This window comes from Acinetobacter sp. TG2027, from assembly GCF_000302435.1.
Classification (GTDB): Bacteria; Pseudomonadota; Gammaproteobacteria; order Pseudomonadales; family Moraxellaceae; genus Acinetobacter; species Acinetobacter pittii.
The window spans coordinates 329,096-341,474 of sequence record NZ_AMJN01000040.1 but is presented as its reverse complement, the minus strand read 5'-3'; the positions used below and the strand labels follow the sequence as shown (position 1 = coordinate 341,474).

The following is a 12,379-nucleotide window of genomic DNA, read 5'->3' as shown; positions in this document are numbered from 1 at the left end:
TTTCTCCTCAAATCACGTTGCTTTTAAGCTGCGTTATTGCGTTCTCAAATAGACGTTGTTTTTTTGCCTTGTGTTCTACCGAGAAGCGAATCAATCTCACAAAGCATGTAGCTGCTTGGAATCTATTTTTCCCACTCGTTAATGACACCCAGTGCACAGCAAAGTCATAAAAAGAAATAAAAAAAGCGAGCCCCCTCATAGAGAAGGCTCGCATCGCTGGAACTGAAAAATTAGATAATTCAGATGTAACTTTTTTATGCAATAAAAATAAAGACATGGCCTTCACTCCGACTGAACGTAAATTCTTTGTGTGCACAGTTGCACTCACAAATTCGATCAGAACGGACATCGTTGGCCGTCTTTAAAACTTATGGTCGTCTTCGACCTGTAATTAAGTAAGCATTTTGCATGCCAATCCTTATATAAATTTAATTTAAAAATTTTTTATTTTTAATTTCATATAGATATAATTTCGCCAGCTATCTTATAAAAATAATGTCTTATTCTATTTGCCCCATCGCTGTACACTTAAATGCTTAAGATAAAAATATGTCTTGCCACAAAATGAATCGTATTTTTGCACCAAGACTGACCACATTCATTGTTTAGCTCGCTGAAATGCCACTTAAACTGGATTTTTTGTTTAGTTTTGGATGGCACTAATCTTGCTTAAAACCTGATAACAAAAAACGCGTCGAATTGGCGCATTTTCTTAGCCTGATTTTCTGAACTTATGCCAAAACTCAAAATAGCCCTTATTGATGATGATCATGCGCGAGCAGACTATATAAGAAAAAGTCTGCTTGAAAATGATTTTGAAGTGGTCGCTTGTCTTACTTTGGACCATTTAAATATTTTTCGTCTCGAGCATTTACAAGCCGATGTGATCTTGCTCGATATGGATCATCCTCATCGTGACATTATTGAAAGTTGTGTGAGTAGCTATGACCTACCGACTGTCCTGTTCACTAAAAATTCAGATAAAGACACCATCAAACAAGCCATCGATGCGGGAGTAACGGCTTATATTGTAGATGGCATAGACCCTGCCCGTTTACATACCATTTTAGAAATCTCGATTGAGCAATATAAAAAACACAAAAAACTCGAAGGTGACTTAAAAGAGGCTCAAACCAAACTGGCTGACCGTAAAGATGTTGAAAAGGCCAAAGTGTTACTCATGCAACTCCACGGTCTGCCTGAAGATACAGCTTTCCAACTTCTCAGAAAAAATGCCATGAGTCACCGTATAACGATTGGAGAAATGGCACGGCGGTTACTTGATGCCCAAAAATTACTCAACAATCAACTAAAGGATGAATAAATGAGCACATTAGAAAAGACTCAATTACAACTCGGCTATATTCCTTTGCTTGATTGTCTTGCATTGCTTTGGGCAAAACAAAGAGGCTTCTTTGAGGAAGTCGGTTTAGACGTCACTTTAGTTAAAGAAGCATCTTGGGCAAGTCTTCGAGACCGTCTTGCTTTTGGTCTATTAGATGCAGCGCATTGCTTATCTGCAATGTTACCTGCGGCGGCTGTCGGCACAGATCAAATTGGCACGCCACTACAAACATCACTCGTTTTAAGTGAAAATCGTGCTTTCATTAGCTTAAGTCAAAAACTTACTCATCAACTTGCAATTCAAAAAAATGATACGGCTCAAGTAACAGCGCAAAAAGTGGCAGATTATCTCGAACAAGGTCACTCCATTTCTTTAGCGCATGTATTTAAGCATTCTATTCATCATTATTGTTTAAGAGAGTGGCTCGCCTTAGCAAACCCTGAACTTGCACAATCTATCCAGCTTAAAACATTACCGCCACCTTATATGGTAGAAGCATTAGACAAACATGTGATTGATGGTTTTTGCGTCGGAGAACCATGGAATACTCAAGGCGAGCTTTTAGGCTTAAGTAAAATGATTTGCTCAAGTCAAAACATTATTCCACCTGTGGCTGATAAGGTTTTAGCCGTAACTCAAGAATGGGCTGAACAGCATCCACAAACACTGGTCGCACTCATCACGGCAATTATGAAAGCCCAGCAAGAATTGAGTGAGTTAGACGATTTTGCTCCAATTTTAAAATTATTGGTCGAGTTTGGAATTGTGCGCTTCCATTGTTCAGAAGAAGTACATGTCGACAAATACTATATGATTCAGGATATTGTCCGTCATTTAGTAAAAGAAAGTGCACTTCCAAAAGTAGAAGACTTTTATTGGCTGCTCGAGCAAATGCAAAAATGGGATGAACTTCAACTCGACCAAGCACAAATCACAAGCTTGGGTGCTCAATGCATTAATCTTGAGGCTTATGAACAAGCTAAACAACACTATCGTTCATAACTTTTCTACTTATTAAATCGCCATAAAAAAAAGCTGTCTTTTATGACAAAGACAGCTTGAAAGACCCATAAGACAAAATGCGAAACACGCATTACTATATTTTCTAGGCTCAACTGATCCATTGAAAATATAGCGCTTATGGAAATGATCATATCTATCTAAGCGTATCATTTTCAGTCATTTTCATATCAATAACTGCCACTTGATCAATTTCAGTTCATTATTCAAAGCATCTTAAGTCAGTCTTTAAATATTTATCCCTTCTTTAAGCCTTAAATCTACCCATACTCACTACAGAATAGTGATGCATCAATTACGCGGGTGAGGTCATAAATTTCATTTTATTTCTTCAAAATAATTTCTCGCCTCTGTCTTAATTAAATTAATTTTTTTAGCTCTAAAGTAATTTATTGCCTATATCATTATATTTAAAAAGATTTATTTATTAATTCTTTTGTAAAACTTAAATATTACGATTCAAATAATTAGATAAAAAAAATTAGTGAAAAATCCTCTAAGTCCCTCCTGTTTTTAGTTACAAACCGCAACAATCATGGAACAAATGGTAATAATAATTAAATTAATAATCATTATCATTCACACCACATAAAAACCTGAGAAGATCTACCATGATCCATGAAAATATTCTCGACTGCATAGGTAAAACGCCACTACTACAATTATCAAGGCTATTCACGCATCAATCGATCTCAGTGATTGCGAAAATGGAATTGTTAAACCCAGGAGGAAGTATTAAAGACCGTCCGTCATTATTCATGCTACAGGAAGGCCTGAAATCTGGAGTGATTAATAAAGATAGTCATATTGTTGAAAGTTCATCAGGGAACTTAGCGATTGCGCTTGCAATGGCCTGCAAAATATATGGATTAAAATTTACTGCCGTTATTGACCCGAAAATTGCCTCAGCAAACTTACAAATGTTGAAGCTCTACAAGGCCAATATCGAAATGGTCTCTGAAAAAGATCAAAACGGCGGTTATTTAAAAACCAGAATTGACACTGTAAAACGACTCTGCCAACAGCTTCCAAATGCTGTTTGGATTAATCAGTATGCAAACCCAAATAACTGGAAAAGCCATTATTTTGGAGAAGCAGAAGAAATCCTAAATCAAATTGATCGCAAGATTGATTACCTCGTGATTGGGGCAAGTACCTCTGGCACGATTATGGGCGTATCTCGTCGCCTTAAAGAAAGATTTCCAGAATTAAAAGTGATCGCAGTCGATATCGTCGGCTCTGTGTTGTTCGGTGGCACATCTGGTCCACGCGAAATTCCTGGGATTGGTGCAAGTACAGTCCCACCGCTACTCTCCCCCGATGAAATTGATGATGTCATTTATGTAGATGACTATGAGTCGGCACTCGGTTGCAGAGAACTTCTTGAACACGAAGGAATCTTTGCTGGCGGTTCAAGTGGCTCATCAATTTCAGCCATCAAAAAACTGATTCCAACCATTCCTGATGGATCGTGCGTCTTAACACTGTTGCCCGATCGTGGCGATCGTTATCTCGATCTGGTTTATGAAGATGAATGGTTCGAAATGATCAAGAAGCGTCACTTCAATCGAAACGTACGACGTCAAGAAAACCTTACTTTACAAAATGCTGTTTAACCTTCTCCTTAGGAAATATTCATGAGCAATTTGGCTACCCTTCGCTACTTAAGTCAATCAGATTTATTAAATCTTGGCGCAAATCATAGTAATTCATTTATTGAAGCGATTACTGAAGGTTTAACTCTGCATGCAAATAAACAGTTTGTTCAACCTTTAAAACCTTATCTTCGCTGGCAAGGTGCAGACCATATTGCCGACCGTATTATCGCAATGCCTTGTTATTTAGGCGGCAACGACCCGATTGCTGGAATCAAATGGATTGGTTCAAGACAACATAACCCTAAAAAATTCAATATTCCGCGTGCCAGCGCACTGATTGTTTTAAATGACTCAGAAACAAATTATCCAGTTGCGGTGATGGAAGGCAGCCTCATCAGTGCCATGCGAACTGCGGCAATTACTGGTGTTTCGATTAAATATCTAGCAAAAAAAGACTTTTCAGACATTACTGTAATTGGCTGCGGTCCAATTGCTCAAATGCAGATTAAAACTGTGCTTGAACAATATGCTCAAGTGAAAAAAGTACATTTATTTGATGTAAACCCTGAAGCAGCTGAAAAACTCAAAGCGTTGTTTTTATCAGAATATCCACATCTAGAAATTGAAATTCATGACAGTGCTAAGTCTGCGATTCAGCAAGCTGATGTCCTCATTACCTGCACAGTCTCAGATAAACCTTACATTCCATTTGAGTGGCTTAAAAAAGGCTGCTTTGTTTCAAATATTTCAATTATGGATATCGAGCCTGAAGTCTTCTTAAAAGTCGACAAAGTGATTGTAGATGACTGGGACCAATCAAACCGAGAAAAGAAAGTCATCAATGTACTGGTTGAAGATGGCTTATTCAGCCGTGAAAAACTACATGCTGAACTTGGCGACATCATTATTGGTCATAAAAACGGCCGCGAACACGAAGATGAAATCATTTTGCTCAACCCAATGGGCATGGCGATTGATGACATTGTCTGCGCTAAATGGTTCTTCAATGCTGCACAAGAACAAAACGTTGGCACGGTTCTACCGCTTTTATAAGAATAGGAATAACTAAAATGTTAGATCGGATTTACACAGCACAACTACAAAAAACGATAGACGCACTCTACATGGAGAATTATGGAGATTTTAAAGATTATATTTCCTATAAAAAGCCTTATCTGGCAATTACTCTCAATGATGAGTTGGAACTCTATTTCAGCTGTTTAAAAGTAGATGGTGTAAATCCTTTCTATGTTACCCAACCCGAAGTTTTTCTTCATAACGTGTTGAGCAATACAACTTCTAAAATTTCTATTTCTGAAGTTTTTAACTATTTAACCCAAGCAACTTGGTGGCCGTCACCACACCATCAAAAAGCGATTAATTATTGGCTAGATAACTTAGTAACGGCTGAAAGAATTCCTCAAATTTTGCAGTCAGCACTTTCATTTTCTTCGCCTTTGATTACTAGTGAATTGCTATCGTTGGTAGCTGATCGTCCATTTCATCCGTTCGCTCACTCAAAAGGTGAACTTGCACCACTCACAACTCAAAAAGAAATTGAGGTGTACTGGTGGGCATTTAAGAAAGATGACGTGATTAATAATATGAAGTCGATTCCTCACAAAGAGCTTCTGTTATCAGAAGTTGAGGAAAGTCTTATTGCTGACAAAATGGCTCAGCTTTCAGATGATTACTTAGCCCTGCCTTTGTTAGAGACGCAACATCGCTATTTAAAGTTTGAAGAAAATAAGTACGACGGTATTGACCTAAACCATGTCACCACAATTGGTTTACCGACTTCTTCTTTAAGAACTCTTATTCACAACACAAACCCGACTCTGCATTTAAAACTTTCAACCAATGCCAAAACATTAGGTGCAATCCGCTCCATGCCAGGTCGTTATTTAATGAATGGTCATACGGCTTATGATTTTTTAAATGACGTCATTAATGAAACTGCTTTATTAAAAAATCGTCTCTTTTTAAGTAATGAAACGCATTGGTGGGTGCTAGGTAAACAAGAGCCGATTGTAAAAAATTTAGGGGTGATTGGCTGCCAAGTCAGACATTTACCCGACTTTTGCCAAGATAAAAACGTTACACCAATCACCATGTCAGCTTTAAGCTGTACGTATGTCGACCCTTGGGAAACTTTAGGCGTTGAAGGTGACAAATGGTCATTACTAAAAGACTTAAGTGTTCATTTTATTCAAACATTCTTAACGCTTTGGGCAAAAGGAATCATGCCTGAATGCCACGGGCAAAACACTATGGTGTGTTATGAAAATAATAAGTTTAAATGCTTTGTTTTGCGTGACCACGATACCTTAAGAATATGTACCACAGCCATTGAAGAAAATGGTTTTACACCTCCGATTTATACCATCGATACGAGCACACCGAACAATCTTATCTTTACTAAAAATGAAGACTTATTTAATTACTTCATTACCCTAGGAATTCAAATTAACCTCTACCCGATTGCTTTAGCTACCTTGAAGTATACGGATCGTACAGAAAGCGATTTTTGGGAGATGGTTCAAGACATTATTCAAGATTTTGTAGAAACCCAACCCATTTCAGAACAAACAAAATCGCAAATTCAAACCTATCTTTTTGACAATACGACTTGGCCATTCAAACAGCTACTTACGCCTTTACTTGCGCAAGAAAGCGACTCAACAGGTATGCCAAGTAAAATCGGAAGTACGCCAAACCCTTATCAGAGCTTATCTGTTTCTAGCTATGAGACCATGGATATCTAAATCATGCGCTCATCTCGCCTAGATCATTTCATTATTTTGCTCTGTCAGTTTTTTTCTACTTTCGGGCTCATGGTGCTTATTCCGATCATGCCGCTCTATATGGAAAAACTGACGGCACATATGAGTGCTCCCACTATCTGGGCAGGTTTGGCACTCGCGGCTCCAGCTATTGGCAGCTTATTTACCGCACCGATTGTTGGCCACCTATCCGACACATTCGGCCATAAAAAAGCCTTGTTACTTTCTCTGGCTGGTTTCTGTATTTCAATACTGCTCATGGCGAGCGCCCAGCATTTATACCTATTTATTTTCGCGCGAGTTTTACTCGGTTTTTGCGGTCTTTCCGTAATTTTAAATGCCTATGTTTCATATCTTTCTAATGAACAACAACGTGGTGCCGCTTTTGGGCAACTACAAAGTAGTGTTGCGCTAGCTTGCCTATGTGGTCCCGTGCTCGGCGGGATATTTATGGATCAATGGCGGGTTGAAGTATTACTCAACGCGACAGCATTTGTTGTGATGACACTCATTGTGATTGCGTCATTTGTATTAACCAATCCCGTTAAAACCGAAACCACAAAAACCAAAGAGAAATCTAAGCTTCCAGCTTTCTTTGATAGAACGATTTTTTCATGGTTAAGCGCCGGCATTTTGGTTCAAGCGGGCGGCTTTGGTTTGGTGTCATGCTTTGTTTTATACATTAGTGAAATAAGCCAAAGCACTCACTCATCGTTATCTGCTGCGAGTTTAACGGGAACAATTCATGCGCTTTCATGGGGAGCAGCATTTATTGCTGCAACCTATTGGGGAAAAAGAAATGATGATAAAGGAGATTCTTTTAATAACTTCATTTACGCATCCTTAATTTGCGGCATCACGATTTTCGCATTGATCTGGGTTTCTAATCTCTGGCTGATTCTTGTATTACGACTCATACAAGGCTTCTGCTTTGCAGCCCTTATTCCTTCGATCTTGCACACAATTTCTCTAAAAGCCGGCGCTCAAAGCCAAGGAAAAGTGATTGGTATTTCTAACAGTGCCTTTGTCTTAGGACAACTTATTGGCCCAATCACGATCACGCTCACCTACTCATTTTTCAATATTACAGCTGCATTAATCTGCACCTCACTATTTTTTATCGGTGCGGGATTAGTGGTGATTTTGAACAGATTCTTAATGGATACAATTTTAGAAGAGGCACAAGAATGAACTCAATTATTACAACCGATGCATGGTCTTATAAACTTTTCGAACAGTACCTGAATACTTTCTTTCGTGAACTCAAAGTAAATCTTGAAAAGCACATTATCCCAGCTCAAGATTCTCCTTTATTCACCCTATATGCTGAGCAACCAGACACACTGTATTTTGCTTATACGTTTAATGCGTCTAACACGATTGTTTATGGTGCAGTTCAGCATCTTTCAACTACGGGTTATCACCGATATCAACGTGGTTTTGTCCTGCAAAACTTAAACGACAATACATTTGACTCACTCACCAACCCTAAACAGTTAGTGAAACTGATTACAGATGAGTTGAATAGTCTATTTAAAGATAAAAACCAAAATAAGAACCTGTACTCCGATATTGCCAATAGTATCGAAAATACAAAATTCTTTTTAGAAAATAAGCCTTCCCAAACAGCAACTAAAGCGTTAAGCGGTTTTCAGGCTACGGAACAAGGCATGTTATATGGGCACCCTTTTCATGTGACCTCTAAAGCCAATTTAGGTTTCTCTAAAGAAGACATGAAAAAATATAGCCCTGAGTTAGGCGCAAGTTTCCAACTTCATTACTTTGCAATCCATTCTTCTTTAATCCAAAAGCTTGTAAGTGAAGAACAGCTTTCTCATCGTATTGAAGATGAAGTTTTAAAAACTGCAAAAGAACGTTTACAAGAAAACTTAGCAAATTACGAGCTAATGCCAACCCATCCGTGGCAAGCTAATTTCTTACTTCAACATCCATCTTTAAAGAAACATTTAGATAGCCAAGACGTGATCTATCTGGGAGCTTTAGGTCAAACCGTATGGCCGACCTCATCCGTTCGTACAGTATGGTTGCCTCAATCAAATCTATTCTTAAAGCTATCAATTGATGTACGAATTACCAGTTTCATTCGTAATAACCCAATGGATGAAATGGAACGCGCGATTGATGCGAGCAAAATTATTATTAATCACAAGATTAATGAGCAATATCCAGACCTTGTGATTCTGCCGGAGTTAGAGGCAAAAACAGTCAAAATTCCAGAGATTGAAAGTTCATTTGGCATCCTCTATAGAGCTGGGCTCACTACTGATGTATTAGAAAATACCCGAATGCTGGGCGGCTTGGTTGAAGAAAATGAAAACCATGAAATCCCACTTTTAAGCTTTATTCAGCAAGCGGCACCGAATCAAAATCTACAATCGAAAGACGCGAAAGACTTCATTACTTTCTGGTGGAAACAGTACGTTAAAGTTTCACTGATTCCATTAATTGAGTTGTTTGCAAATAAAGGCATTAGCGTAGAAGCGCACATGCAAAATAGTTTAATGGAATTTAAAAACGGCTATCCACATCGCCTTATTCTTCGAGACATGGAAGGCATTAGCATTGTTCCAGAAATGATAAAAGACGACTCATCTATTTCTGAAGATAGTACCGTTTGGTTCTCTCAGAAAGATGCGTGGACCTTTTTAAAATATTACCTTGTGATCAATCACATTGCTCATCTCATCAGTGCAATTGCACGAGTTACGGCCATTGAAGAATCTGAGCTTTGGCAAGCTACACGCCTTACGCTCACGCAAGAAAATTTTAGCGCCAAAGGCCAGCAATATCGCGATTTATTAATTAATTCACTCACATTACCAATCAAGGCAAATATGTTAAATACGCTCTACCACAGTGGTGGCAATCCTATCTGGATTGAAGTTGAAAACCCTATTTATAAATATCGCGGCGCAGAAGCACTTTGCCCTCTTCAACCAACACAACAAACCAATTATAAAACCCTCGCGGAAAATCGCGTGATGGGCCAATTATTAGAAGCACTCATTTTTGAAAATACTTTTAAATACGAGTTTTCTAAAGGTCAAATCAAGTTCTATATTTCCGATACCGTTTTTTATACCTGCGCGGCCAAACGACATTTTAGTTTTAAACGAATTAAGTTAGATCCTTCAAGCTTAGTCCGCTCTGATATTACTTTAGGCACTGAAACTCGCCCTAACTTAAAAACATTACTTGCCGATCTAAAAAATATTATTGAAGCTGACCCAGTTAAATGGCAAAACTTTAATGATGAACTCAATTTAACTTACGTTAAACATGCGCAGACTTTGAGCCAAGTTCCTGCCCAACCTTTAAGAACCTTGCCTTACCTAGAACAAGAAGCGCGGATTACCAATGCACATTTATATCACCCAAGTTTTAAGTCTCGTATCGGCTTCGATTTAAAAGAAAATAAAAAATACGCACCAGAGCTTTCTGAAGGTTTTACGGTTCAATGGGTGGCGACTCATAACAGTTTATGCAAACTAGTTTTAAGTGAAACCATTAACTTAGAGCAGCTTTATAAACAGCATTTTTCAGAAAAAGATCTACAAGCCATTAACGATCAATTGAAAGAGCAAAATATAGATTTTAAAGATTATATCCTCACCCCAATTCACCCGTGGCAGTGGGATAAAATTATTGAATTATATTATCAAGATGCTATTAGCAACCAACTGATCATCCCGTTAGATATTGAAGGTCCGACTTATTTACCGCAACAGTCCATTCGAACCTTATCAAATATTAGTGATATCTCGGCGCTTTCTCTTAAATTGGCAATGAACTTGGTCAATACTTCTACCTCTCGTGTATTGGCACCGCATACCGTTCAAAATGCGGCAAAAATGAGTGACTGGCTTTATAACATTGTTGAACAAGACCATATTTTAGAAAAACAGCGTAAGCCTGTTATTTTAAGAGAGATCGGCGGTCTTTCAGTGAACCAGCAAATTGCGCTACCTGTTCAATACGGCGCACTGGCTTGCATTTGGCGCGAAAGTATTTACAGCTACTTAAAAGAAGGCGAATCAGCAACGCCTGTAACGGGTCTAATGCAAGTTGATACGGACCAAAAACCACTAATCGATGAGTGGATCCAAGAGTATGGTATTGAGTTCTGGTTAGAAAAATTACTCAGCAATGCTTATTTACCAATCATGCATATTTTGTGGTGTCACGGCCTCGCTTTAGAATCACATGCACAAAACATGGTACTAATTCATAAAAATGGCTTACCCGTTAAAGCAGCTTTGAAAGATTTCCATGATGGAATTCGTTTTAGTCGTCATCTTTTACGTGAGCCGAGCCTTTTACCCAACTTACAAGATGCGCCAAAAGAGCACGCCAAGATTAACCCGAACTCGTTCTTGGAAACCCACTCTCCAAATGAGTTAAGAGACTTTACTCAAGATGCGCTTTGGTTTGTAAATCTGGCTGAGTTAGCGATTTTCTTAAATGAACATTATGACTTCGATGAAATCAAATTCTGGACCATGTTAAGAACCATTATTAATCAGCATAAAGAAGCTCACCCAGAGTTTGCCGAGCGATATGAATTGTTTAACTTTACAGATGACACCATCGATATTGAACAACTCGCAAGCCGCCGTTTCCTTCCAGAAATTCGCTTAAGAGTACAAACCACGCCAAACCCGCTCAGCCTGATTAAGGAAATTGAATATGAATAAGTATTCGATTTCTTTTAAGAAACGAATAGCAAATGGCGAGACGCTCTACGGAATCTTTTGTTCCGTAGCTTCTCCAATTAATATCGAGCAAATGGCACTTGCGGGTTACAACTTTATTATTATCGACTTGGAACATACTTTATTTAGTACGTCTCAAGTCGAGACCATGATTTTAGCCGCTAGAGCCATGAGTCTTGATGTCTTTGTCAGGGTGCCGTTAAACGCCAACCATTTAGTTCTACCTCTGCTCGATGCAGGGGTAACGGGTATTGTTTTTCCGCGTATAGAAAATGCTCAGCAAGCACAAGAAGCCGTGAACTATTGTCACTATATGCCTCTTGGGCAAAGAGGTCTCAACTCGACAAGGTTAAATCGATATGGCATAGATGATTTAGCTAGTTTTGTTCAACACGCAGCAAACGAAACGGTTGTCGTTGCCATGATTGAAAGTTTGGAAGGACTAGAACAACTAGATGAAATATTAAAAGTTGAAGGCGTTGATATTATTCTGGAAGGTGCTGCCGACCTTTCTCAATCTATGGGAATGCCATGGCAATCTAGCCATCCAAAAGTGAAAGAAAAAGTTCAAGAGATGTATGCTAAGACTAAAAATAGTCAAAAGCATTTCTGTGCTATTCCCCGACAACCTGAAGATATTGCGGCATGGAAACAACAATCCGTTCAGCTTTTTGTACTCGGTGATGACCGCAGCATTATTCGTCGTGCTCATCAAAATCATTTGAATTCTTATAAAGAAATCTCGTAAATTTTCAGTTGTGTAGAGCGATGGGTGCACCTTCCTCTACACAACAATTAATAAAAATAAATTTTATTATTTTTTGTCCAACAACGATATTGTGAATTACAATCATTCTCACTTATAATTCGACAAATTTAAAATCACTCTCAGGGCGAGAC

At 38.5% G+C, this 12,379-nt stretch carries 10 protein-coding genes; 8 read left to right on the top strand and 2 right to left on the bottom strand.

What is annotated here, in order from left to right:
- Window positions 1-7: 7 nt before the first annotated feature.
- Window positions 8-349, bottom strand: coding sequence for a hypothetical protein (locus B806_RS0111225; RefSeq protein ID WP_017385975.1), 342 nt, complete (start codon window positions 347-349; stop codon window positions 8-10).
- 384 nt (window positions 350-733) lie between these two features.
- Here B806_RS0111225 and B806_RS0111220 point away from each other — a divergent pair, with 384 nt between their 5' ends.
- Both B806_RS0111220 and B806_RS0111215 read left to right on the top strand, forming a co-directional pair.
- Window positions 734-1,324: an ANTAR domain-containing protein gene (locus B806_RS0111220; RefSeq protein ID WP_002115726.1), complete on the top strand. Its 591-nt coding sequence runs from the start codon at window positions 734-736 to the stop codon at window positions 1,322-1,324.
- Complete coding sequence (locus B806_RS0111215; protein ID WP_017385974.1) at window positions 1,325-2,347, top strand: ABC transporter substrate-binding protein; 1,023 nt, start codon at window positions 1,325-1,327, stop codon at window positions 2,345-2,347.
- A gap of 5 nt (window positions 2,348-2,352) precedes the next feature.
- Here B806_RS0111215 and B806_RS19440 read toward each other — a convergent pair whose 3' ends face one another.
- Window positions 2,353-2,469: a hypothetical protein gene (locus tag B806_RS19440; RefSeq protein ID WP_079380949.1), complete on the bottom strand. Its 117-nt coding sequence runs from the start codon at window positions 2,467-2,469 to the stop codon at window positions 2,353-2,355.
- Window positions 2,470-2,976: 507 nt separating this feature from the next.
- Between B806_RS19440 and sbnA the strand changes: the two genes are divergently transcribed.
- The 6 genes from sbnA (at window position 2,977) to B806_RS0111185 (ending at window position 12,227) form a co-directional block, all read left to right on the top strand.
- A complete protein-coding gene (sbnA, locus tag B806_RS0111210) occupies window positions 2,977-3,981 on the top strand; it encodes a 2,3-diaminopropionate biosynthesis protein SbnA (protein ID WP_031944685.1) in 1,005 nt (334 codons plus the stop codon).
- 21 nt (window positions 3,982-4,002) lie between these two features.
- Complete coding sequence (gene sbnB / locus B806_RS0111205) at window positions 4,003-5,016, top strand: 2,3-diaminopropionate biosynthesis protein SbnB (RefSeq protein ID WP_017403031.1); 1,014 nt, start codon at window positions 4,003-4,005, stop codon at window positions 5,014-5,016.
- Between the two features lie 71 nt (window positions 5,017-5,087).
- A complete protein-coding gene (locus tag B806_RS0111200) occupies window positions 5,088-6,728 on the top strand; it encodes an IucA/IucC family protein (protein ID WP_079380948.1) in 1,641 nt (546 codons plus the stop codon).
- A 3-nt stretch (window positions 6,729-6,731) separates the two neighbouring features.
- The gene (locus B806_RS0111195; RefSeq protein WP_017403029.1) at window positions 6,732-7,937 is read left to right on the top strand and encodes an MFS transporter; all 1,206 of its coding nucleotides are present in this window, start codon (window positions 6,732-6,734) and stop codon (window positions 7,935-7,937) included.
- Window positions 7,934-11,461 carry an IucA/IucC family protein gene (locus B806_RS0111190; RefSeq protein ID WP_017403028.1) on the top strand — a complete coding sequence of 1,176 codons (3,528 nt, stop codon included), beginning with the start codon at window positions 7,934-7,936 and terminating at the stop codon, window positions 11,459-11,461. The genes B806_RS0111195 and B806_RS0111190 overlap by 4 nt, the downstream gene beginning before the upstream one ends.
- Window positions 11,454-12,227 carry an aldolase/citrate lyase family protein gene (locus B806_RS0111185; RefSeq protein ID WP_017385970.1) on the top strand — a complete coding sequence of 258 codons (774 nt, stop codon included), beginning with the start codon at window positions 11,454-11,456 and terminating at the stop codon, window positions 12,225-12,227. Before B806_RS0111190 ends, B806_RS0111185 begins: the two co-directional genes overlap by 8 nt.
- Window positions 12,228-12,379: the final 152 nt, after the last annotated feature.

Bases quoted from the DNA above. Each gene is read 5' to 3' on its own strand.
- B806_RS0111225 (WP_017385975.1), bottom strand. From the start codon at position 349: ATGTCCGTTCTGATCGAATTTGTGAGTGCAACTGTGCACACAAAGAAT.
- B806_RS19440 (WP_079380949.1), bottom strand. From the start codon at position 2,469: ATGGATCAGTTGAGCCTAGAAAATATAGTAATGCGTGTTTCGCATTTT.
- B806_RS0111220 (WP_002115726.1), top strand. From the start codon at position 734: ATGCCAAAACTCAAAATAGCCCTTATTGATGATGATCATGCGCGAGCA.
- B806_RS0111185 (WP_017385970.1), top strand. From the start codon at position 11,454: ATGAATAAGTATTCGATTTCTTTTAAGAAACGAATAGCAAATGGCGAG.
- B806_RS0111195 (WP_017403029.1), top strand. From the start codon at position 6,732: ATGCGCTCATCTCGCCTAGATCATTTCATTATTTTGCTCTGTCAGTTT.
- B806_RS0111215 (WP_017385974.1), top strand. From the start codon at position 1,325: ATGAGCACATTAGAAAAGACTCAATTACAACTCGGCTATATTCCTTTG.
- B806_RS0111190 (WP_017403028.1), top strand. From the start codon at position 7,934: ATGAACTCAATTATTACAACCGATGCATGGTCTTATAAACTTTTCGAA.
- sbnA (WP_031944685.1), top strand. From the start codon at position 2,977: ATGATCCATGAAAATATTCTCGACTGCATAGGTAAAACGCCACTACTA.
- B806_RS0111200 (WP_079380948.1), top strand. From the start codon at position 5,088: ATGGAGAATTATGGAGATTTTAAAGATTATATTTCCTATAAAAAGCCT.
- sbnB (WP_017403031.1), top strand. From the start codon at position 4,003: ATGAGCAATTTGGCTACCCTTCGCTACTTAAGTCAATCAGATTTATTA.